14 protein-coding genes and 2 tRNA genes are annotated in these 23541 nt (G+C 40.5%); 4 read left to right on the top strand and 12 right to left on the bottom strand.

Translation table 11 applies throughout. The annotated features are described in order from the left end of the window. Nucleotides 1-91: 91 nt before the first annotated feature. Nucleotides 92-628, bottom strand: coding sequence for an RNA methyltransferase (locus E4661_RS06990; protein ID WP_136466115.1), 537 nt, complete (start codon nt 626-628; stop codon nt 92-94). A gap of 142 nt (nt 629-770) precedes the next feature. Between E4661_RS06990 and mutS the strand changes: the two genes are divergently transcribed. From mutS to E4661_RS06975, 3 genes are all read left to right on the top strand, one after another. Then, nucleotides 771-3353 (top strand): DNA mismatch repair protein MutS, encoded by a 2583-nt coding sequence (mutS, locus tag E4661_RS06985; protein WP_136466253.1) that lies wholly within the window; start codon nt 771-773, stop codon nt 3351-3353. An 82-nt stretch (nt 3354-3435) separates the two neighbouring features. After that, nucleotides 3436-3508 (top strand) — tRNA-Gly (locus E4661_RS06980). A 38-nt stretch (nt 3509-3546) separates the two neighbouring features. Continuing rightward, nucleotides 3547-3631, top strand: a tRNA-Leu gene (locus tag E4661_RS06975). Nucleotides 3632-3704: 73 nt separating this feature from the next. On the opposite strand, the gene E4661_RS06970 is transcribed toward E4661_RS06975, so the two are convergent. From E4661_RS06970 to E4661_RS06950, 5 genes are all read right to left on the bottom strand, one after another. Then, nucleotides 3705-5294, bottom strand: coding sequence for a fibronectin type III domain-containing protein (locus E4661_RS06970; RefSeq protein WP_136466114.1), 1590 nt, complete (start codon nt 5292-5294; stop codon nt 3705-3707). Beyond that, nucleotides 5294-6661, bottom strand: coding sequence for a (R)-1-hydroxy-2-aminoethylphosphonate ammonia-lyase (gene pbfA / locus E4661_RS06965; protein WP_136466113.1), 1368 nt, complete (start codon nt 6659-6661; stop codon nt 5294-5296). Before pbfA ends, E4661_RS06970 begins: the two co-directional genes overlap by 1 nt. Nucleotides 6662-6669: 8 nt before the next feature. Then, a complete protein-coding gene (locus E4661_RS06960) occupies nt 6670-8328 on the bottom strand; it encodes an alkaline phosphatase family protein (protein WP_136466112.1) in 1659 nt (552 codons plus the stop codon). 96 nt (nt 8329-8424) lie between these two features. Next, a complete protein-coding gene (locus E4661_RS06955; RefSeq protein WP_136466111.1) occupies nt 8425-9870 on the bottom strand; it encodes a SusD/RagB family nutrient-binding outer membrane lipoprotein in 1446 nt (481 codons plus the stop codon). Nucleotides 9871-9901: 31 nt separating this feature from the next. Next, nucleotides 9902-13111: a SusC/RagA family TonB-linked outer membrane protein gene (locus E4661_RS06950; RefSeq protein WP_136466110.1), complete on the bottom strand. Its 3210-nt coding sequence runs from the start codon at nt 13109-13111 to the stop codon at nt 9902-9904. Between the two features lie 272 nt (nt 13112-13383). Between E4661_RS06950 and E4661_RS06945 the strand changes: the two genes are divergently transcribed. Next, on the top strand, nt 13384-13950 hold the full coding sequence (locus E4661_RS06945; protein ID WP_136466109.1) for a helix-turn-helix domain-containing protein: 567 nt from the start codon (nt 13384-13386) through the stop codon (nt 13948-13950). Here the strand turns inward: E4661_RS06945 and E4661_RS06940 are convergent. The 6 genes from E4661_RS06940 to E4661_RS06915 form a co-directional block, all read right to left on the bottom strand. Then, nucleotides 13943-14629, bottom strand: coding sequence for a phosphonatase-like hydrolase (locus E4661_RS06940; protein ID WP_136466108.1), 687 nt, complete (start codon nt 14627-14629; stop codon nt 13943-13945). The genes E4661_RS06945 and E4661_RS06940 overlap by 8 nt on opposite strands. Nucleotides 14630-14638: 9 nt before the next feature. Next, nucleotides 14639-15796: a TIGR03364 family FAD-dependent oxidoreductase gene (locus tag E4661_RS06935; RefSeq protein ID WP_136466107.1), complete on the bottom strand. Its 1158-nt coding sequence runs from the start codon at nt 15794-15796 to the stop codon at nt 14639-14641. Then, on the bottom strand, nt 15786-16994 hold the full coding sequence (locus tag E4661_RS06930; RefSeq protein WP_168796343.1) for a DUF5690 family protein: 1209 nt from the start codon (nt 16992-16994) through the stop codon (nt 15786-15788). Before E4661_RS06930 ends, E4661_RS06935 begins: the two co-directional genes overlap by 11 nt. Nucleotides 16995-17430: 436 nt before the next feature. Next, on the bottom strand, nt 17431-17769 hold the full coding sequence (locus E4661_RS06925) for an SdrD B-like domain-containing protein (protein ID WP_136466105.1): 339 nt from the start codon (nt 17767-17769) through the stop codon (nt 17431-17433). A gap of 108 nt (nt 17770-17877) precedes the next feature. Further along, nucleotides 17878-19875, bottom strand: coding sequence for a SusD/RagB family nutrient-binding outer membrane lipoprotein (locus E4661_RS06920; protein ID WP_136466104.1), 1998 nt, complete (start codon nt 19873-19875; stop codon nt 17878-17880). Between the two features lie 11 nt (nt 19876-19886). Next, nucleotides 19887-23525 (bottom strand): SusC/RagA family TonB-linked outer membrane protein, encoded by a 3639-nt coding sequence (locus E4661_RS06915; protein ID WP_168796342.1) that lies wholly within the window; start codon nt 23523-23525, stop codon nt 19887-19889. Nucleotides 23526-23541: the final 16 nt, after the last annotated feature.

The following is a 23541-nucleotide window of genomic DNA, read 5'->3' as shown; positions in this document are numbered from 1 at the left end:
GAATGGTTTTATTTTATTAGCCATCTCTTTTTAGAGAAACTAACTAACTCAAACTATATGTTTAGCCCTGATTTTCAGGGCTTTTTTTGTTTTATAGGGTATTCATTTTAGCCCAAACATCCCAAACCACAACCCCAGCGGTTACCGAAATATTCAAGGAATGTTTGGTGCCAAATTGAGGGATTTCCAGAACCTCATCACAAGCTGAGACCACCTCTTGATCAACGCCTTTTACTTCATTACCCAAAACAAAAGCCATGGTTTCTCCAGTATTTACCTGAAAGTTGTTTAGCATTGTGGCATTCTCAGCCTGCTCTACAGCAATAGTACTCACACCTTCCTTTTTAAGTTCCTTGACGAGCTCCAAAGTACTTTTACGATACTCCCAATTCACACTTTCCGTAGCCCCCAAAGCTGTTTTTCTAATGTCTTTATGCGGTGGGGTGGCCGTAATTCCACACAAATAAATCCTTTCAATAAGAAAAGCGTCCGCCGTTCGAAAGACCGACCCAATGTTATTTAGGCTGCGAATATTATCCAAAATCAAAATAATCGGAGACTTCTCAGCATTTTTAAATCCTTCAACATCCAGCCTGTCCAGCTCGCTATTTTCCAGTTTACGCTTCATTTTTTCAACATCAAAAGTGAAAATATCAACAAAAATTCTTGAACTATGATGAAAACGGTATTTTCGTTTTTACCCGATTCAAAAATAACGGAAATCTATCGCTTTGGCAGCTTCTTCAAAAACAAAGAAAGTAACTCCCTTGATGCAACAGTACAATGCTATCAAGGCGAAACATCCTGATGCCCTCCTACTCTTTCGTGTGGGGGATTTTTATGAGACTTTTGGCGAAGATGCCGTAAAAGCCGCAAAAATATTAGGCATTATCCAAACCTACCGAAACAATGGAGGTGATAAAACAGAACTGGCAGGATTTCCCCACCACTCCTTAAACACTTATTTACCCAAATTGGTGAAAGCAGGTCAACGTGTGGCCATCTGTGATCAGTTGGAAGACCCAAAACTGACCAAGAGTATTGTAAAAAGAGGGGTCACCGAATTGGTAACGCCAGGAGTGGCTTTGAACGACGACATTTTATCTTCCAAAAGCAATAATTTTTTATGTGCGGTTCATTTTGGGCGTAACAAATTGGGGGTTTCCTTTTTGGATATTTCCACTGGTGAGTTCTTAACTTCCGAAGGATCTGCGGAACAGATTGATAAATTGCTACAGAACTTTGCTCCAAACGAAGTTTTGGTGTCCAAATCACATAAGAATGATTTCACAGATCAATTTGGGACACAATTCCACACCTTTTTCTTGGAGGATTGGATTTTTCAAGAGGATTTTGCCCATGAAAGTCTGAATAACCATTTTAAAACAAAAAACCTTAAAGGTTTTGGAATTGACCATCTGGGGAACGGTATCATTTCCTCCGGTGCGGTGCTCCATTATCTATCCGAGACCCAGCACCGCCAGTTGCAGCACATCAATAAAATACAACGTATTGCAGAGGAAGAATATGTTTGGATGGACCGTTTCACTATTCGTAATCTTGAGCTTTATCATTCGCACAACCTCAACGCGGTTACGTTATTGGATATTATCGACAAGACCATTTCACCCATGGGTGGTCGACTATTAAAAAGATGGTTGGCCCTTCCGCTTAAAAATGTTGAAAAAATAAAAGAGCGGCATCAGGTGGTTTCTTATTTTAAAGATGAGGAGACACAGCTTGAAAAAAACCAACATTGGATTAAGCAAATGGGCGACTTGGAACGTTTGATTTCCAAGCTGGCCACGGGAAAAATCAATCCAAAAGAGGTCATACAGCTTAAAAATTCGCTCGAAGCTGTTGGCCCTATCAAGCAACTAGCTACGCAAAGCACAAATGCTTCCCTTCAACAAATTGGCCAACAGCTCAATGATTGTGAAACACTTCGCAATAAGGTTAAAGAAACACTCAACGAAGCCGCTCCCATTAATATCCAAAAAGGAGATACCATAGCCGAAGGATATTCTGAAGAACTGGATGAGCTTCGAAATCTGGCATTTTCAAGTAAGGATTATCTCGATAAGATGCTGGAAAGGGAAACCGAACTAACGGGAATCACTTCACTAAAAATAGCTTCAAACAACGTATTTGGCTACTATATCGAAGTCCGCAATACCCACAAGGATAAAGTGCCCGAAACTTGGATTCGAAAACAGACCTTGGTCAATGCCGAGCGATATATTACGGAAGAACTTAAGGAGTACGAAGCCAAAATATTGGGTGCTGAAGAGCGCATTCTCCATTTGGAACAGCAGCTTTTTGAACAACTTTTGGTCTGGCTGCAAGAATATATTGTTCCCGTTCAAAAGAATGCCCAATTGATTGCTCAATTGGATTGTCTTTCTGGTTTTGCACAATTGGCCAAGGAAAATAACTATGTTGTCCCGCATGTGAACGAATCAACGGTGCTCCAAATTAAAGATGGACGACATCCAGTGATTGAAAAACAGCTGCCCTTGGGGGAAAGCTATATCACCAATGATGTCATCCTGAATCGTGATAAACAGCAAATTATCATGATTACTGGTCCCAACATGAGTGGTAAATCGGCCATTCTTAGACAAACCGCACTGGTCGTACTTTTAGCCCAAATGGGTAGCTTTGTCCCTGCTTCAGAAGCCCATATTGGGGTTGTGGACAAGATATTTACGCGCGTAGGTGCGAGCGACAATATCTCAATGGGTGAATCAACTTTTATGGTGGAAATGAACGAGACCGCTTCCATCTTGAACAACCTTTCTGAACGCAGTTTGGTGTTGTTGGATGAGATTGGCAGGGGTACAAGTACCTATGATGGTATTTCCATTGCTTGGGCCATTTCGGAATATTTACACGAACATCCTTCTAGGGCAAAGACGTTGTTTGCCACACATTATCATGAGCTCAATGAGATGACCAATACCTTTGAGCGCATCAAAAACTTTAATGTTTCGGTCAAAGAATTGAAGGACAATGTACTTTTCCTTCGAAAATTGGTTCCTGGTGGAAGTGAACATAGCTTCGGAATCCATGTAGCCAAAATGGCTGGAATGCCCCAACAAGTGGTTCAAAAAGCCAATAAAATTCTAAAAAAGCTCGAGAAATCACACTCGAGCGAGGAAATATCTGATAAGTTGCAAGTCGCTCAAAATGAGATGCAACTGAGCTTTTTTAACTTGGATGATCCTCTGTTGGAAGAAATCAAGGAAGAGATTTTACACTTGGACATCGACACCCTTACCCCTGTTGAGGCATTGATGAAACTTAATGAGATCAAAAGATTGCTGGGCAAAAAGAAAAAGGCTTCCTCATAAAAAAATTTCTTTCATTTTTGTAGAAATGTTTTAAATTTGCATCCGCATCGGCAGTAACGGTGTTGTAGATGTTCTTTAAAATGCGAAAATAGCTCAGTTGGTAGAGCATCACCTTGCCAAGGTGGAGGTCGCGGGTTCGAATCCCGTTTTTCGCTCAAAAACGCTGCTTGCAGCGTTTTTTTGTTTAAGTCCTGCTCGAGTGGTGGAATTGGTAGACACGCCGGACTTAAAATCCTGTGGGCATTTTGCCCGTGCGGGTTCAAGTCCCGCCTCGAGTACTTAAAAAGCTGAGATTGATATCTCAGCTTTTTTGTTTAACAACCCAAAAACAATTAAGATATTTTTTTCCTCTTAATTGGTTTTAAAGGATGATGTTTGGGACCAATCGCTCCAGTTCAAATTTTGATCTCGATAGCGCACCCTCCAATAATAGGTAGTATTGGGCTTTAAACGCTCGGTTTTTTCATCGGTAAGGTTGTCGTTTTCTTGCCTGTTGACCTTATAGTACCAGTTTTCATGTTGTTTCCAACGCTCAAAGCTCAATTTTTCAAAATCTGTATTTTCTGAAACTTGCCAATGGCTTGCCGCATGAAAAGCCCGATTAAAAGGACTTTCAAATGCATTAGCCTTTAAAAACACTCCTTTAAAATCAACGGTTTCATTGTTTTCGGGACTGATAAGTTTTGGTGTTATGGGCTTTCGAGCTTTTCTAAAGATGGTAATGCTATCACGAAGTTCATTGTTCCTGAAATGTTCTTGGTTGCCTCGGCTTATCCTTTTAATGGTAAATTTTGGATCAGATGGATTTCCATCCACCTCGACCATTACAAATCCGTATTCATCTTGGGTCACACTGAATTCGTCGTAATCGCGCCCTTCAAACTCACCCCAATTGTCAATGGCTCCTCCTGCGGAAGCCACATTGATCCAAAGATGCTTATGATCTTTTGATTGCCCTCGAGAGTAACCGTGGGTGTGGCCAAAAAAATGAATGCTGGGTTTGCCAGTTTTGGTGGAAAACCCCTCCAACATCTTAACTACTTTTCCAGATGATTTTTCTTCCCCAGGAATCCATAGTTCTGACTTATGGGGATGGTGCAACTGCGCAAATACAAAGTCGATGTCATCATTTTTGGCCGTGTCATCCAAAACTTTTTGAAGCCATTCATATTGGTAGCCCACATCGCGATAGCCTTCATTTGAATTAAGGCCAATAACTCTAACATTGCCATAATCTTTGTACCACCAATGTTCAGCATAAGCGGGGGTACCATTCTCTGGAAGACTAAAATATTTGAAATAGAAAACCGAATTTCTTTCATGGTTACCTAAAACAGGATACACCGGTACTTCGGCAAAGAGTTTTTCCGCAGGATTAAAGAAATGGTCTTTCCACTGATGGTATTTCGCACCGTTTTCTACCAAATCTCCTGGAACTAAGACCATCGCGAGATTGCTTGGGACATCTCCTCCATACGTTTTCTTTAGATACTGAATTAACCCATCATTAATGATCTCTCGAAACTTGTCAGGTTCATTGTGGTCAATTTGCATATCACTCATAGCTACCATGTTGAAGGATTCATTGTCACTGGCAAATGGAGGAGTTTTGAATTGGAAAATATCCGAATAGGTTTTGTCTGTCCTAACGCGATAATAATATTCTGTAAACCTTTCAAGGTTGGTCAATTCAACTTCATGTACCCTTGAATCCGAAAAATTGATATCATAAGCAAAGCCTTTACTTTTTTTGCCCAATTTCGGTGTTGTTCCCCATTCCACAATACTTTCTTCACCGGAACTGGTCTCCCATTTTATGGTAATGGAATTGGGTTCTGCGTTTTGCAAGTAGGGTTGAACCAAAATTTGTGGCTTTTCTTGTGCTACCATAACTCCGGCACCTATTAAAAAACAACTAAGGATAAGGCTAATTTTTCTCATTATGTGATGGTGTTTATTTTTAGAAATGCTTCATTTAATATTCTTAAGGCATCTTGAAGTTCTTCTTCAGAGATAGTCAGTGCAGGGGATAGCTGGATGACGTTGCCTTTGGATACCTTAAAGTTTAAACCATTTCGGAGACATTCGTACATTATTTCCTCTGCTTCAATCAAAGCAGGTTTTTTACCTGTCCTATCAGTTACCAATTCTATTCCCCACAACAATCCCATACCTCTTACATCACCAATCAGTGAATACTTTCGGTGCATTCTATGTAAGGTTGATTTCATGTACTTTTCAAATTGACAGGTTTTCCCCAACAAATCTTCTTCTTCAATAATTTGAAGTACTGTTAGCCCCGCCATTGCTCCCATCGGACTTTTTTCATGGGTATAATGCCCTAATGAAATATGCTGAAAGATATTGTATTCATCTCGAGTGACTATAGCTGCTTGAGGAATTAGACCTCCACCCAAACCTTTACCCAAACATAAGATATCTGGCTCAATACCAAAGTGTTCAAAAGCAAACATTTTTCCTGTTCTGCCCAAGGCAATGGGAATCTCATCCAAAATCAACAGTACATTGTACCTATCACATAACCTTCTAGCTTCTTGCCAAAAGTGTTTTGATGGAATTTGAACATCGGTATTCCTTATAGTTTCGGCCAAAAAAGCTCCTATCTGATTGTCTTTTGAAAGGACATATTCCAAGTATTCCAAGGCCTTTTCCTCTCTACCTTCATAAATACCTCTGTAAGTAATCGGAGGTGGAATACGAATGACCCCAGGCATCAAAGGCCCCATATGTTCCCTAAAAATCGACTCTCCACTTGCTCCAACCACATCTAAAGAAGCGCCATGAAACGAATCCCAAAAAGAAACTACCTTATACTTTCCGGTTACAGCCCTGGCCAATTTTAATGCTATCCCAACCGCAGAGCTTCCATTTGGAGTGAACAATACTCTATCAAGCCCTTGCGGAGTTACCGAAACCAATTTTTCCGCAAAAGCCACGGCAACTTCGTTTGTATACCTTCTAGTAGAAAAAGTAAGGTTCTGCAATTGTTCCTTAAGGCGATTGATTAATTTTGGATGAGAGAATCCTATTTGATGCACATTATTGCCATGGAAATCCAAGTACTTTTTACCTGAAACACTTTGAATGTAAGATCCTTCGCAATGTTTTAAAACATCTAAACAGGGTGTAGACATGGACTGATGCAAAAAATATTTGGCATCTTTTTCCAGTAAGTCTTTTACCTCTTGGTTATCTACAAAGCCATTCCATTGCCCCCTTGCCGGAGTCAAATTAATGTCTCCCTCAACCAAATGTTCTAGGCTGATTCCTGAAGTATTCTGTTGCATGAAGTATTTTATTTTGTTGGGTACAGGTGATTGGAAGGAATAATCTGTTTGACAATGTTGGGGCCCTGATATTTGGCAGCCAAATGATAGCCTCCGCCACCGTTATAATATTCAACCCGAATCAAATGCCTTCCTTTATTGAGATTTATACTACCGTTTCGTTCCCTTACACCGTGGTTGCCGTCATTATCAACCAGCAGTTTGCCCTTTACATAAAGTTTACTGCCATCGTCGCTGTTCGTGAAAAAAGTGTACTTTCCCTCCTCATCAATTTCTATAAAGCTTTCTAGAGCCAAGGCAATTTGGTCTTCCTTGGTTGTATTATTGATTAACTGTTTGTGGGAAAGCTCAATGACAAAACCTTCTTGAACCGGTTTTAAGGTGGAAAAATCAGGAAGCTTTTCCAGTTTTTCACCATGAAACAGCTGATACCTTACGGGATCTTCCTTTGTTTTTGGAACTATCCTGAAACTTCCTTCTGTTACCGTGCTCTTAATGGCTCCATCTTGGAAAATCCCCGCTTTTAGCACTGTTGTTTTCTTCAAATAAAAGGTATCGGTGTATTGTTGGCTGTTTTCCAGTGTTGGTAAACTACCACCCAAAGTGAATCTGATAATCCCTTTATTATTTGGATTTTGAATGACTACGGGAACCGAATCTGCTTTAAAAACACCACCAGCAGGCTCAAAATATCCTGCATCAGGAAGAATTTTGGGAGGGGTTATTTGTTCTTGTCTTCTATAGGTTAGCCTTGGTTTTTCGTTTCCAAGAAAAGCTCCCATGACTGGTCTTCCTATCCAAGCTTGGGGTATTTCCAATCCCATTGCATAGGCTACGGTGGGAGCATTGTCAATTTGATAGACAGTCTCTTCAATATCATATCCTTCTTTGATTCCCGCACCAAATAAAATAAACGGGATGTTCATCTCTGCCAGACTTTCTCCTCCATGGCCAAAACCAAGTCCGCCATGATCAGCGGTAACAATAAACATCGTTTTTTTGAGCATTCCAGCTGCTTTTGTTGCTTCCACAATCTGAGAAATTAAGGAATCTGCCTTTTGAACAGATTTATAATATTCTGGACTTCCATGTCCCATACTATGGCCGGCATGATCAACATGATCCAGATGAATAAAGGTGAAATCCGGAGTATGTTCTTTAATATAATTGATGGCATCTAGGGTTGTGCCTTCTTCATGATCTCCATCAATATCAAAATCAACATCACTTTTTTCGAATAATCTTCCAAAACCATCCCAATCATAAATGGCACCTATATGGGCTTCTGGTTTTTGGTCTTTAAACAGGGTAAAAATAGTAGGGAAAGTGCCATTTGGAGTAACTACTACAGGAGGGAGTTGGTGGTCAAATTTTTCCCAACCGTTGGAGGTAATGCCGTGTTGCTCAGTATCCGCACCCATAATCATGCTGGCCCAGTTAGGACTTGAACTGGAGGGCAGGACAGCCCTGCCATGCATGGTTGAAGCTCCCTTTTGTATCATACTGTCCAACATTGGGGTGCGGGCATTTTGAATTCCATCGGGGCTCATTCCATCGATTCCAATGACTACTACATGCTCAATCTGTGCGGTTGAGGATTTCTTCTTAACCTCACAAGAAAGTAAAGGTATAGTTAGCGCGATTATGAAAAACTTTGCTATTCGCATGGCGTTGATTTTTGTTAACACTTTATGGTAATAATGGGCTGCCCCAGATAATAGTAACCAAGGCAACCCTTTAAAGTTATTTATATTTATTGGGCCCTAGTATCTTGTACCGGTCTCCCACCAACCTTTTGAGTTAATATTATCTCCACCAATAGCGTTTACCGCAGCATTATAATTAGTTTCATTTTCGGCCTGCTCTGATGAAGGGTATAAAAACCTAACAGGGTACTGATCTTGGTTCAAGTTATCAGGGCCTGCAACAAGCTCTGGCATACCTGTTCTTCTATAATTAAACCATCCTTGATAATCAACGTTCCACAAAGCCAAGGTTTTTTGGGTCATTAACAACTCAAAATCTCCATCGGTATATGCTACCTCATCTTGAGTTAGGTAGGCATCAATATCAGCCTCACCAACACCCCAATACGCAAGACTGGCGCGGATACCTTCATTATAATATGTTTCAGCATCACCTGAAATGAAGTTTCTTTCAGCAGCCTCGGCTAAAATAAAATGTACTTCGGAGGCTTTCATTATAAACGCTTCGGCATCTGTTCTTGAAAAATAGAACAAATTCACATCTAAACGGCTTGGACTGTTGGCATCATCATAAACCCTTGCGTTGTCTTGATTCAAACCAATTGGTATACCTACCCATTCACCGGCACTATTGCGATCAAACCAAATATCCAATCTAGGGTCATTGAAACGAGTTAAATACTCCAAACCGGTTGTACATAAACTTTTCTCATCGAACCCTCCAATACGGCCTGTACTTTGCGGCCATGAATCAGTATTTGAGGTGCCGCTATAAGTTAATATAGCATTATCATCATTGGTTGCTATAAAGTTTCCGGAAGCAACTATAGCTTGCATTTCTGAAGATACGTCTCTTTGTTTTGAAATACGCAACAAATAGCGTAATCGAAGTGAATTGGCCAATTTCCTCCATTTAGAAGCATCGCCGCCATAGATCACGTCGCCAGAATTACCAGCAATAACTTCTCCTTGGGCCAAAGCCGCGTCAGCATCGACTAAATCCTGAAGCACACCGTCATACACTTGTTCTTGGCTATCATAAGCTGGCGTAAAAATTCCTTCGCTTGCTCCGGCCAAAGCTTGTGAATAAGGTACATTGACATACAGGTCAGTTAAATTGGCAAAGCACAAAGCTCTTAGTGTCAAGGCAATACCTTCAAAGGTACTATTCTGGGATCCTTCAGCCCTTGAGATTTCAATGATATCATTCACTTCCGGTAAAATATTATAGAAAAATCTCCACATTCCCTGATCCCCCCAATCGAACTGACCAAACCCTGGAAAGTTATTTTTGGCCATTAATTGGGTAATAGTGTTACCATCGCTGTACCCCTCTTGCGTCAGCGTACGGGTGATATTGGAGGTTACTGTTGAAACCAACAAGTCTGCGCTCACCATTTCTGGTGCGTTTGGATTGGTATTTATATCTTCAAATCGATCTGTGCATGCAAAAGTAATGCCCACCGTCAAAATAAAAGCTGCTATTTTTTTATATGTTTTCATTTTACTATATCTTGATTTGATATCTATTCTATTAGAATTCTACATTAAGGTTAAGTCCAAAACTTCTGGTGCTGGGCAGGGCCATATCTTCCACTCCAGGAACAATGGTTCCACCTGAAAAAGAGATGGATTCTGGATCTACATGATCATTCTCTGTCCAAAGAGCAAGATTTCTTCCAACAAGAGCAATACTGGCCGATCTTACAGGCAATTTTTTAAGTAAGCTCTGTGGCAACGAGTAGCTCAATTTTACTTCTCGAAGTTTTACATATGTGGCATCGAACATAGAACTTTGCTCATTGCTACGGCTATATACATGCGAATAGTAATTCGATGCTGTTACACTTTGTGTATTTGGAGTGTATGTTCCATCCCCATTATCAATAACCCCTTCAGCAACTATGCCGGTTTCGCGGCCTGGCACGGTGAAATCCAACATACCTGTTGTACCACCAATAGCCACAGTTCTTGAGTGATAAACTCCTCCTTGTCTCCAATCGAACAATACACCTAAGCTTAAATTCTTATATCTAAAGCTGTTTTGAAAGCCTACCATGAAGTCAGGGTTATAGTTTCCTAAATTCCGTAATTCACTACTTCTAATTGGCAATCCAGAACCTTCATCTATAATCCACTGACCAAAAAATGGACTGTTTCTATCTGTAACCATTTCAAAGCCCGTACCATACAAATCACCCATTCTTTCACCAACTTCAGCTCCTACAATCAAGTAATTGCTCTTAATTCGGTAAAAATCTAGATTATCAGTAAGTTCTTTGATTTTACCCCTATTCATGGTAAAGTTCACATTGGTATTCCAGCTAAAATTATCTGTTCTCAATGGTGTAGCCGACAAAGTGACCTCTATACCTTTGTTCTCTACCTCACCGGCATTGATAACTCTAGTGGTGAAACCTGATGTACTTGAAACAGGCAAGGAAAGAATCTGATCATTGGTAATGGATTTGTATGCCGCAATGTCAAAGCCTAAACGATTTTGGAAGAACCTTAAATCAGCCCCAATCTCGAAAGAATTAGTCCGTTCTGGCTTAAGTTCAGAGTTTTTCAACTCGGACGGCGAGTCCACTCTTGAAAAACCATTAAATGCCGTTCCAAAACCGTAAGTAGCAGCCAAATTATACGGATCCGTATCATTACCGACACTCGCCCAACCAGCCCTTAACTTGATAAAGCTGATATACTCTGGCATGGTAAACATGTCTGATATTATGGCACTTGCCCCCACAGACGGGTAAAAGTAACTCCAGTTGTCACTTGGCAGCGTGGATGACCAGTCGTTACGTCCCGTTATATCCAAAAACAAATAATCCTTGTAAGACACGTTTGCAAAAGCATACAAACTGTTCACCTCTTTTTTACTATCAAAATCACTTGAAGTTAATGGCTCAGCTGCATTTCCAAAGTTGTAAATACCAGGAACTGACAACGAGTTTGCGCTAATTCGCTGATAGCTGCTCTTTGCCGCACGATGGTTGCCTCCCAACGAAGCTCCAAAGTCTATATCTTTATTGACCTCAGTATTGTACGTCAACAAAAAATCGGTATTCTGCTCGTATGCATAGTTATAATCCTCGCGATATTGTCCGTTTGGAAAACGTTGGGTAGAATAAGCCCTTTTTCGCATACTCAATTCATTGGAATAGTCGAAACCTGTACGGAACATGAAATCCAAGCCTTTGGCCAGTTTTACATCAGCACGCATGTTGGTAATCAAACGATCCTTATTGAACGCATTGGTGTTTTCAAAAACTGTAAAATAAGGGTTATCGTGGTAGTTATAATTGTAATTGAATTGCTGCACGCCTTCAAGGCCAGGCTGCCAGTAATCCCTTAAAGGGTTCATATCTATATGGCGTCCAAACCAAATCCACAAATACATAATATTTTCTGTACCGTACGAATTATTGGGACGATTACGTGAATTACTATTGATGTAATTCATGGATCCCGTGACCTTCAACCAATCCGTAAGATTGTACGAGCCATTGACCGCATAGGTCCTTCTCTTAAAATTGGAATTGGGAATTACGCTTTCCGACTGCAAATCTGTAAATGACACTCTAAAGTTGCCATCTTCGTTAGCACCAGTCAGCGCAATATTATTACTTAGGGTAAAACCAGTTCTAAAGAAATCACGAATATTATTTGGATGAGGGCTGAAAGGGGTTGCAATAATCTCATCGGCAAAAGTGCCATCTGGGTTTCTTGGACGAACATTAACATCACCAGCACGCAGACCACTTGAGGTTGGGCTATCATGCTGAGCAATCAATTGACCATTCAATGCTGGACCCCAACTCTCATCAACATGATCATTGATACCGCCTGTCACAGATCTGTTTTGTCCTCCATCACCAAAAGCGAATTGCCCATTAGAACCCTGCCCATATCTATTCTGATATTCAGGAAGCGTTAAGATAGTTTCATAGGTAGTGTTATTCGTAAAGGATACGCCTATACCTCCCCTACCTTTTCCTGACTTTGTGGTGATCAAGATCACACCATTACCTCCTCTAGAGCCATACAATGCCGTTGCACTGGGGCCTTTTAAAACTGTCATTGTTTCCACATCATCAGGGTTAATATCCATAGCCCCGTTTCCAAGGTCCACTTCCATATTCCCTTCTGAACTAAAACTGCTTACATTATTGTTGATTGGAATTCCATCAACAACGAACAACGGGGAATTTGCATTAGGATTTGGATTCAACGAGCTTTCACCGCGAATAATAATCTGTGAAGATGATCCTACACCAGAGTTGCCACCAGTCACCTGAACTCCGGCCATCTTGCCGGATAACGAGTTTACAACATTGGTTTCTTTCGCTTCAGAAATCTCTTCTCCAGAAACTTTTTGTACAGCGTATGCCAGTTTTTTCGCTTCACGCTCAATACCAAGTGCGGTAACAACTACCTCATCCAATTTTTGCGAATCGGGTTGTAAAATAATTGTTGCAGTGGATTCTCCAGTTGTGTCAAATTCCTGTGACAAGTAACCTATATAAGAAACCACTAAAACATCTCCATCTTGAGAGAGTTGAATTTCGAATTTTCCATCGAAATCGGCTGCTACGCCCGTACTACTGCCCTTGATGACTACCGATGCCCCAGGCAGCGGCACATTGTTTTCATCTAAGACCGTTCCTGTGAATACAACCTGGGAATAGCCCATGATGCTCGCCAATAAGACGAATAAAAATGTAACTAGTGTTTTTTTCATTTGTTGAGTATTTGTAAAATTTGGTTAATTATTTATCAACAAATATCCAACACCATTGTTAAGAGACGGGAGTATCTAGATTAAAAAATAGATACCGAAAAGTTAAAAGAAGTAGCCTAAGGTTAGTTTAATATTATTTACAAATACTCACTTTTTATGTTATCTTGCACACTGCGAAGTATTTGGTATTTTATTGTATAGCAATAAGTTAACAAAAAGAATTACACTTCAATAAAGTTATAAATACTAAAAAAGTAGAAATTGCACAATATATGGAGGATTATCTTATCAATATCGGAAAAAGAATAAAGGAAATCAGGAAAAACAACAAAAAAACAATCAGTGATATTGCCATTAAGGCGGGGGTCACTGCTGGGTTGATTTCCCGTATTGAAAATGGTCGCACCATACCTTCATTACCTGTTTTTTTGAAAATTGTAGATGCTCTGGAATCCGAAATGACCATTTTCTTTGATGGGATGCCAAAAGTAAACGGAGTCAACTTTTTAGTTTCGAGAAAGGACGATCAAACCTTGATTGAAAAAGAGGATGAGGCTGTTGGATTTACATACAATTACATATTTGGGAAACAGCTTAATTCCGTAGGTTTTGAGAGTGTCTTTTTAGAAGTACAGCCCAATTCCAAACGAGACAAGGTAGTTACCGATGCTTTTGAGTTCAAATACATTCTGACAGGTGAATGTTGTTACGTCATTGGTGACCAAGAAGTACTTTTAAAAGAAGGTGACTCCATTTTTTTTGATGGACGCATACCACATGTTCCAATCAACAAAGGAAAGATAAGCTCGAAAATGTTAGTGGTTTATTTCTTTATTTAAGCAATAATACCTCTTTGAGCTCTTGGAGCGAGTCTAAAATCAATGTTGGCCCAGCTGTTTCGAGTTGTTTCCTAGTATGGGCTCCAGTCAATACTCCCACTGTCATTCCGCAGTTAGTATTTTTACCTTCTTCTATATCTATTATTGAGTCCCCTGCTTTTAACACTCGAGATGGATCTGTAATGTTGAATTGCTCCATTGCTTTATCGATCATTTCAGAAGAAGGCCTTCCCTTTATGACGTCAGTTGCGGTAATCAACCCATCAATTTGATTGCCCACCTTCCATCCAAGTTTGCTCAATAAAGTATTGGCAGTTTTCGAATCGTATCCTGTATTCAGAACCACTTTGATGTTGTTCGACCTTAAGCAACGGAAGAGTTCCTCAACCCCATCGTATGGCGTGACTTCCAATTCTTGATAGGCTTGCTTGAGCATATCCTTGAAAACACCAAAAACTTCATGGGCCTTAGCCTCTAAATCGCCTATACCGGTATTGTTATCCAGTATATCAAATATAGCTTTATATTTTTCCTTGCCCGCACCAAACTCTAAAACGGTATCCAAATCTACCTCAACACCTGCATGGCCTAATGCTTTTTGTACGGTTTTGTAGACTACATTGTTTTCGTTTACCGTAGTTCCAGCCATATCAAAGACTGTCAATTTTATTTCTTTCATAAGTTATGGTTATGCATTAAAAATTTTGGAGATGTTCTTTTTGGAGTATCCTGCACTGCCTGTCATTCCTTTGCCACCAATACTGGTCACGATATGGATATTCTTATCTATAGTTGTATTAAAAATGTCCTTTGTTTTGCATTGGGAATACATTCCGTACCACCTATGCTGAATATCATAGTTTGGCAATTGGAAGATTTTTTTGGCTTCTTGCAACATAAAGTTGTCGATATCCATATCCAAATCAAATCCCAAATCATCTATACGGTTGGCATCGGCATATTGGTGTGAATCTCCCAAAATCACCGAACCATCAAAAGCTTGCTTGAACAATATATGTACTCCCCATTTTTTTTGCAAGCTATCTTCGGGCTCATTGGCCTTTATGGCATGATAGGAAGGACACTCTGCGAAGGCTTCATACCTCCTTATTGACCAACCTGTCAATACAGACCCTTTTAATAAATAATTTTCTTGGGGTTTTGTCTGCATCATTTGCAGTTTAGACACCTCTAAATCGCTGGTTTCAAAAATTTCGGGATAGAGCGTTTTAAAGTCATTTCCATTACAAACAATAACCTTTTCGGCAACCAATTTGTGGTGTTTCGAATTGTGTACTTCTACTCCGCCATTAATGCTCTCACAATAGGTTACAGAAAAATTTGTAATAAGTTCAAGATTCATGTAATCTACTAAATATTGTTGCAACCTATGAATCATTGTTCTGGGCTCTACGGTTACTTCTTCTGGAAAGTAAAGCCCTGCCTTCGCATAATTTGCCTGTAATCCTGGATACTGATTAAAACATTCAGTGGGTGTGAGCATCTTCGAGCAGTAGTCATTATTACTGTTGATAGCTCTAAGTTCCACCAACAACTGTTCTTCTTCTTCATTGGAGGCTAAATATACGGTTCCGTGCTGGCGAACTGTAATATCGAATAAGGACTGTATTTCTTTGTATATCTGTAAACTTTCCCTTCCAAATTTCTGCCATTTCACATTCATACCCGAGGGAACCACTTGTCCGAAATTTTGCGTTGTTGCCCCTTTGGGGAAGGCATCTTTTTCCACTAGACAGACCTTTAAACCTAATTTTAGTGCGTGGTAGGCATGGAAAGTTCCTAAAACACCACCTCCAACAATGATGACATCGTATTTATTGTTCATTATATAAATGTTCGTTAAAGTTATCTAATTTGGACCTCGACCTTAAATGAAAGAACGAGGTAAGGGTAATTGCGGTTCCAATCAGGGCGACCGCGTATGCGCCATAGACAAAAAAATTAAGCCATGAAAGATTGGCTTGTCCGAAGTTTTTGTAAAGTAGGACCAGAACACTTCCAACATATCCAAAAGCGTCCGCTATATAGATAAGGAAACCGGAATTGCCCTTTATTTTAAAGGTGGCAATAAATCGGTCAAAGAATAGGCAATTAAAGGGTACATAACAAATGTAAAGCCCAAAACCTGTAAGTACCATCCATAGGAACGGGTCTAAAAACCCTATTTGAAAAAATAATGTTGCCAGCCCAAGAACCAGAGTACCCAACAAAAGCAACGAATGATAAGTAAAAAGAGCCTTGAGATTGTCTTTGATATAGAAAACGGAACCAATCATGAGTAGAACAATAATCGCAATTATAATCTCCGATGTAGAAAAAACGGAGGCATCTCCTTTGTATCCTATGCTGTCCCAAAGTTCCCTGGCAAAATTATCCCTGAAATCCCTAAAAGCGGTTAGAAAAGTGTAGAAAATGACAATTATAGATAATGGGAAAAAGAAATTTTTTACAAGTTTGATACGATCTTCTTTAGTCATAGGAATTCGTTCCGCACGTTGCTCCATATCTCTGGACGTCGGTGGGGGGACCTGCTGCAACAATAAAGAAAATATTACCAACGGAACCAAGAACAGAGCTCCGGTCACGGAAGGCATCCAAAATTCTGTAATACCCCAAGAGGTCATTACGTAAAGTCCTACTGATTTCACCACTCCACTTGATACAATGAAGCTTGCACAAAGTGCGATTCCCAAAATATCCGTTACCCTTCTTCCCTCCAAATAAGAAAACACAATTCCCCAAATCATCCCTAAAGGGATACCATTCAAAAACATGAACAGTATGTTGTAAGGAGCAGGAACCCATGCAAAAAAGAATAGCGATGCTTCTGCAAAGGCAATGAAGATAAGTAGGTAAAGTAACCGTTTGTTTGATCTTAATTCGGAGATTAACTTTATGCCTATGAACTTTGATAGGGCATACCCCAATACTTGGGCAATAATCAACAATATCTTATAGTCGACCCCAGCAAAACTTAATCCTTCAAATGTTGCTACAGAGAACGGTTTTCTATAGGCGTACATGCAAAAATAGGTTCCAAATGCCGCGAGGGAAGCGTGCAATACAAATGGAGTCCTAGAGTTTGTCCCAGATGTTCGTCTGAATAACGCCAATGTTTACAAATAATAAAATTATGTTTCAAATTACTCACTTTTTTAGTTGAGGATTGATAGGTTTCCAATTAAATAATTGTTAGGAAAAAATTATTAAAATTCGAAGTGGATATTTTGCACTTATCAGCTAATCATCCATGTTGAAGCTATAGTATGGGTACCAAGGTGGTAAAATATCGAAAAGCTTGCATGCAATGGAACAAAACAACTGATTTATGCCTTGTTCAGTTCCTTTTTATTAATGGGTAGGTACTGCTTTGACGTTATATCAAAAAAGAAAGCCGACCATAAAATGGCCGGCAATCCAACGAACTAACTCAAACAATGTTCGAATAAAGTCAAATGGTTATTTCTGGTTCAAGGTAAGTACAACTTCTCTAGCTGCCTCTCCTCCTACATATACAATTTGAGGGGTATTACCTGTATCCCAAACCACGTCACCAACAGTAATGGTAGCACCAACATAATAATTGGCGGCATCCAGGCCCGTAAAGGTAAAGTTACCTTCTGCATCTGTGGTCGTTTGTGTGAGCAATGCTGTATTCTCGGAATACAACTTTACAGTAATGCCCGATAGTATGTTGCCGTCATCTCCACTTGCGTTTCCGAATATAGATCCTTCATCATCTTTGGTACAAGAAACCACCAAAACCAATGTCAGGATAACATAAAAAAGTCTTTTCATTTGTTTATTATATTTTTTTGATCGTTGTACGAAGCCAAAATTTTACTTCCAACGAATTGCTTTAATCATTTTTTGGCTTCGTGACATCTATTTGATCATGTTTAGATTTTATTCAAGTGTGTTTCTCCATTTAGTATCCCGTCCAGTAAACCAAACTGGGATATTCGGATCGTCGGTTTGGCTAATGATTGCCCAAGCCGCTGGATCAGTTGCCTGAATATTAGGATTGTACAAAAAGCGCTCCTTCCATCGAAATGTTTCATAAGGTGACCCTGGATTGTCTCCCAAGTATTTTATCAAACGTCTGGCAGATGTCCATGGCACCTCAAAATTGAATAGTCCATAGTGCAGCTGCAATTGATTGAAAATGGCTTGAACCTTCTCCTGATCTGTCATAGTATCGAACTGCTGAGCAGCATATTCAGCAAAGGCAGCGGCATTATATTGCTTTGTAGGTCTATCCCTTTCAATTCTGGATGGATCCATATTGCTTGGGAATGCAGGTACTGTTTGCTGACTATAGGTATTTTCGGTATTAACTCCATACCAGTAATCACAGGACAATTTAATCGCATTTGCATAATGTTGACGAGCTGACCCTGCGTTACCAAAACCACGCACTGCAGCCTCAGCAAGTGAAAGCTCCGTTTCCACAGCATGTAACGTGGGGTATCTAATGTCAAAATTGTACAAAGGACGCACGTTGAATTCTGCAATCATGTTGTTGTCAGTACCAATTCGAAAATTAGTATCACTAGAACTTGTAAGGTACCCACGGAAAGCATCTAGTAAGAAAGCCTCTCGACCTACCAAGGTACCCTCCAATTCCGCACTCAGCGAAATAGTCTGCTCATCTCCATCTTCTGAACCAAAAGAAACTTCAGTAACACTTACATCCGTCATAATGGGCTCGTTAATATAATAGGTACGAATTATTTTATTCAAATAACTATTGGGGTCGCTACCATTATCCCAGCTGGTTTCGGCACCGATGTATCGTCCTAAGATATCAGCAGAGAAAACGTATTTGATTCTAGGGTCCACCGTACCATTCTCAAGTCCTTCAGCGGCATTATCACCACTAAAATAGTACAAGGTTTCTCCTTCCACTACCACACTTTCTTCAGTAGGGATGCAAAACATGCTATCTTCCAAATAACGTTTTGGAGCACGACATTCATCTGCTCTTTCGCGAAAAGCCCGTGTTATTCCCAATTCACGCTGCAAGCGGGAAGAATCCACAATGGCAATATCCGCCAATCCAGCTACATCATTGGCCTCGTCAAAAAGTGGTTTTCCTGCCAACTCGTTGATAGTCGCCGTGGTTAAATCTGGAAGTCTTTCGCTAACAGTCATGGCCCATCTTAGTCGCAAGGAGTTAATATACTTCCTCCATTGCATAATGCTACCATTAAAAATAACATCCTGATTTTGGAAAACACTAAGTTCGCTAGAATCCAATTCCAAGGTGGACAAATACTCTTCAATCTCGCCTAGTTCAGCAATAATGATAGGGTATACTTCCTCTTGGCCCAGCCATTCAGCTCTATCTCCATCCAAGGCTCCGGCAGATCCGGTCTGAAAATATGGGACGTTCTCATAACCATCAATTCCACGTTGGTAAGCATATCCCTTCAAAGCATGCAGCAATCGCATAAAAAGCACATCCAATTTGGTGCGATCTGCTTCAGCAATATTATTGAACTCTTTTTGGGCCCAAAGAATACCCTTTACCCAATTACTGTTCAATTGATTAAAAACTGATCGGTTAAACCCATTGGATCCCCAATCGTTTTCAACATCACGCAAGGTGTATGAAACCCCAAATGCCTCAGGCGCCATATAATACAATTGCACCCCGGTTCCCATTACACGAGATCCGCTTCGCAGCTGATGGTATTGGGCGCCATAATCACCCCTTAAATAAAATCCCTGGGTCAACTGGGAGGTAAAGTATCCAGCAATAATACTAACGCCGGCTGCATCTGCTTGGGTTTTGGAAAAACCGTCTGGATCTTGGTAAAGTTCCTCTAGCTGATCTTGACAACTATAGGATGTGGCCAAAACCAGAGCACATAAAGTTAATTTAGTTAATACATTTTTCATAATACGCAATTTTATAGTTTAACTCTTAAAGATAATCCTAAAGATCTTTGTAGCGGTAATGCTGTAGTGGAAAAAGCACCAGCCGACCAACCAGTTCCATTGCTAGCTTCTGGAATAGAGTTAGGCGCAGCTTTATAAAGATAAGCAACATTATTGGCAAAAACGGAGATTACCGCTTCTGACAATCCCATTTTCTCAGCAATAACGGGAAGCCTATAATCCAATGACACATTACGTAACGCTATATAATCACTTTTAAAAATACGGTCTTCTGGGAAGAAACCGTTGGAAAAGTAAGATGATCCATAATAATCCTGAGCGGATACAATTTGGGCATTTTGTGTACCATCGTTACGCACACCATCCAATATAACTCCGTCATTAAAAGTTGCTCCGGTTCCGGGGTTTGTTCCCGCAACTCTGGCACCTTCATCATTTATATAATAGGCTTGACCTCCAGAAGCAGCATCCCTAAAGGGCAAACTTTCTCGCAAAACTCCTGCGGCCAACATATACGTTTCAGCTTCACTTACGAAAGTAGCACCAAAGGAATAATCTATATTGGCCACTAATGTGAAGTTCTTATAGCTAAATCTGTTGAATGCACCCCCTGTTACATCTGGGAGCAATTTTCCTACCTTTCTGTTACTGCTCCTACTATATGCATAACGAGCTCCACCATTTTCAACAATGCGCGCACCATTATTGGGGTCATTGTCGTCAGATGGGTTTATGTAGTTCTGGAATCCTTGTTGTTGGATGATGGTCCCGTACTCTCCCCCAATTTCAGCAACATAGTTAAGGCCGTTTCTAGAAAACAACAATTGGGAAGTAAGATCATCTGTTAGACCATTCACCTTGGTCTGGGCCGAAGCAAAGGTCATATCCAATCCCCATTGGAAGTTCTTGTTGAAGATTGGCTTGGTCCTAAGCCCCAATTCCCATCCGGTGTTCTGTACATCCGCTGCATTTATCCTAATCGTATTTACACCAAGTCCAGGGGGAGCGGTAATCGCCATAATTTGGTCATAGGTATTTGCTCTATATATCGAGAAGTCAATACCTATTCTTTGGTTTTCAAAAAAGAAAGCCTCTAGACCTGCTTCAAACTCACGTTTCCTTTCTGGTTTCAGGTTTTGTACAAACTCGGCATCGATTGGAGGTAGGGAACTCGGAGGACTTAGAATGAATCCATTCCCTGATTGCGAAACCCCAAGGTTTACATTACCAAAATACAATGGTCCTGGTCTTCCCACATCTGCCCAAGAAGTCCTAAGTTTCAAAAACTTAACAAAAGAAGGAAGGTTCAAGGAATTGGAAGCAATCCAAGTAGTACTTACACCTGGGTAAAAATAGCTATTGTTGTTAGGAGGCAAGATAGAGGACCAGTCCTGACGAGCTTGTGCCTCGACAAAAATCTGATCTTTCCAATCTACTTGTACAGATCCTAAAACCCCATAAAGTACATCACGCCCATTGTCGTTAATGTAGTTTGGCTGCTGACCGGAAGGCAAGTTGGTAAAAGAGAAGAAGTTAGGGATTACAAATCCACCGATACGCTCAGCTCCTTTAGTTTGAAAGCGATTATCCCTATGTATGGCACCTACAAGACCTGAAATACCCCAGTCGTTGAAGCGAGTATTAAAGTTAAGTGTCCCTTGAATATATGACCTTCTAATCTGACGATTTTGATCAGTGAATATTGAGCCGCTATTTGGCCCTATTAAACCGGGATCACGTAATTTACCTCTGTAAATTCTTCTTTCATCAGTATTATCTATTCCCGCAAGAACTTGCGCACTGAACACTTTGCTTAAGGTTAGATCCAAGGTTAAGGACTGTATACCGTGAATACGTCTAAACTCACTTTCGTCCTGAGTCCAATCCCAAAGAGAGTTTACCACAGTACTTCTTCCAGTGGAGATAAAATCCCTTTGCCGCTCTTCGGCGTTAAAATAGTTAAAGCCATTTTCAGTTACCAAAAAGCTACGTAAGAGATCAACATCAACATCTCGGGTATACCCCCCCAAATTCGATGTGGAACCTTGTGCGTCCGCAGACCCTTCAAAAGAGGGGTTTAAATTATCGGTCACAAAATAATTACCTACATATTTAAGCGAAATAGCATCATTTAGCTTGTATGAAGCATTTATACTAAAGGTATTTCTATCGTAATCTCCGCCCCTGGTAATGGGCTTGTAGTTCATATTGGTGTATGCAAAACGTATGGAACCCTTTTCTCCACCTGAACTTACAGCTACATTGAGAAGCCTTTGACTACCTGTTCTGAAAAGTTGGTCAAAAACATCCCTTCTTGTGGCTTGCCAAGGACGCACGGAGCCATCCCACCAGCGAAGTTGTACATTAGGGTCATATCTGGGGCCAAAACCAGGTCCGGCTACATCCAGTGCCCTTTCGCCCGCTTCATTGATATAAAACCCTTGGTCGTCATTTGCATCACTACTTGCGCTACGACCCGTTCCATACTGATCTTGAAGGACAGGTGTAAACGCGCTTTGTTCAATAGTTGTGGTCATGGAAGCGCTAATACCAAGTCCGCGACTTCTGGATCCAGATTTGGTAGTAATCAATAATACCCCATTGGCCCCTTCACTACCGTAAAGTACAGAGGCTTTTGCTCCTTTAAGGATTTCCATGGACTCAATGTCCTCAGCATTGATATCATTGATACCCGTTCCATTGTCCCTTCCTGTTCTTGCATTTCGAGTAATCCCAGTATCTTGATCATAAATCGGGATACCGTCCACAACAATCAAAGGTCTAGTGGTGGAGTTCTGGTCAAAAGATACCGCATTACGGATGTTGATTTTAAAACCACCTGTAGGTCCACTAGCCGTACCAGCTACCTGCACCCCTGATGCGGTTCCATAAAGCGATTGCAAAGCATTGACAGGAGACCCACTGGCAAGGACTCTCTCGGAATCCACCTTGGACACTGCGTAACCCAATGCTTTTGCCTCCTTTTTGATTCCCAAAGCAGTTACTACCACCTCATCCAACTGACTTGCATCTTCATTCATAGTCACGTTGATTGTAGTCTGATTCTCCACAGGAACTTCCACTGTCACAAAACCTATATAGGAAAATACCAAGATGGCAGAATCATTGGATACATTGATGGTATAATTACCATCAAAATCAGTTGACGTACCGTTTCCTGTTCCTTTTTGCACCACGTTTACTCCTGGCAAAGGTTGTCCAGTAGCATCAACGGCTGTTCCAGAAATGGTTCGCTGCGCAACGGCCGTATTAGTATCTGACCGCGGCGACTGGTTCTTTTTAAGTACTATCTGTTTGCCCAATATGGAATACACAACGTCGCCATTGTCGAATATTCTATTAAGAATGGACTTAATCTTTTGGTTTCTTACCTTGATAGTAACAATTCTCCCTAAGTTAACTTCTTGAGTATCAGCCAAGAATTTAAAATCGGTATTGCGCTCTATCTCGTCGAGCACTTGTTCCACACTAACCTGATTTAGGTCGAGCGTGATTTTCGTTGTTTGAGAGTATGTGCTGGCCTGAATTCTGAACAACGAAACAATCATTAAAATTGTAGTTAGTTTCATTTTTAGATCAAATTTCGGGATGCCCCATAATAGCACACCTGAATTAGTTGTTTTTTTCATACTTTTAAAAGCGTTA

This window comes from Flagellimonas onchidii, assembly GCF_004804315.1.
Classification (GTDB): domain Bacteria; phylum Bacteroidota; class Bacteroidia; order Flavobacteriales; family Flavobacteriaceae; genus Flagellimonas; species Flagellimonas onchidii.
The sequence above is the reverse complement of the archived record's forward strand: the minus strand, read 5'-3'. Positions and strand labels throughout refer to the sequence as shown.

Bases quoted from the DNA above. Each gene is read 5' to 3' on its own strand.
- E4661_RS06950 (WP_136466110.1), bottom strand. From the start codon at position 13,111: ATGAAAAAAACACTAGTTACATTTTTATTCGTCTTATTGGCGAGCATC.
- pbfA (WP_136466113.1), bottom strand. From the start codon at position 6,661: ATGCAACAGAATACTTCAGGAATCAGCCTAGAACATTTGGTTGAGGGA.
- E4661_RS06920 (WP_136466104.1), bottom strand. From the start codon at position 19,875: ATGAAAAATGTATTAACTAAATTAACTTTATGTGCTCTGGTTTTGGCC.
- E4661_RS06990 (WP_136466115.1), bottom strand. From the start codon at position 628: ATGAAGCGTAAACTGGAAAATAGCGAGCTGGACAGGCTGGATGTTGAA.
- E4661_RS06940 (WP_136466108.1), bottom strand. From the start codon at position 14,629: ATGAAAGAAATAAAATTGACAGTCTTTGATATGGCTGGAACTACGGTA.
- E4661_RS06955 (WP_136466111.1), bottom strand. From the start codon at position 9,870: ATGAAAACATATAAAAAAATAGCAGCTTTTATTTTGACGGTGGGCATT.
- E4661_RS06970 (WP_136466114.1), bottom strand. From the start codon at position 5,294: ATGAGAAAAATTAGCCTTATCCTTAGTTGTTTTTTAATAGGTGCCGGA.
- E4661_RS06925 (WP_136466105.1), bottom strand. From the start codon at position 17,769: ATGAAAAGACTTTTTTATGTTATCCTGACATTGGTTTTGGTGGTTTCT.
- E4661_RS06930 (WP_168796343.1), bottom strand. From the start codon at position 16,994: ATGTACGCCTATAGAAAACCGTTCTCTGTAGCAACATTTGAAGGATTA.
- E4661_RS06945 (WP_136466109.1), top strand. From the start codon at position 13,384: ATGGAGGATTATCTTATCAATATCGGAAAAAGAATAAAGGAAATCAGG.
- mutS (WP_136466253.1), top strand. From the start codon at position 771: ATGCAACAGTACAATGCTATCAAGGCGAAACATCCTGATGCCCTCCTA.
- E4661_RS06915 (WP_168796342.1), bottom strand. From the start codon at position 23,525: ATGAAAAAAACAACTAATTCAGGTGTGCTATTATGGGGCATCCCGAAA.
- E4661_RS06935 (WP_136466107.1), bottom strand. From the start codon at position 15,796: ATGAACAATAAATACGATGTCATCATTGTTGGAGGTGGTGTTTTAGGA.
- E4661_RS06960 (WP_136466112.1), bottom strand. From the start codon at position 8,328: ATGCGAATAGCAAAGTTTTTCATAATCGCGCTAACTATACCTTTACTT.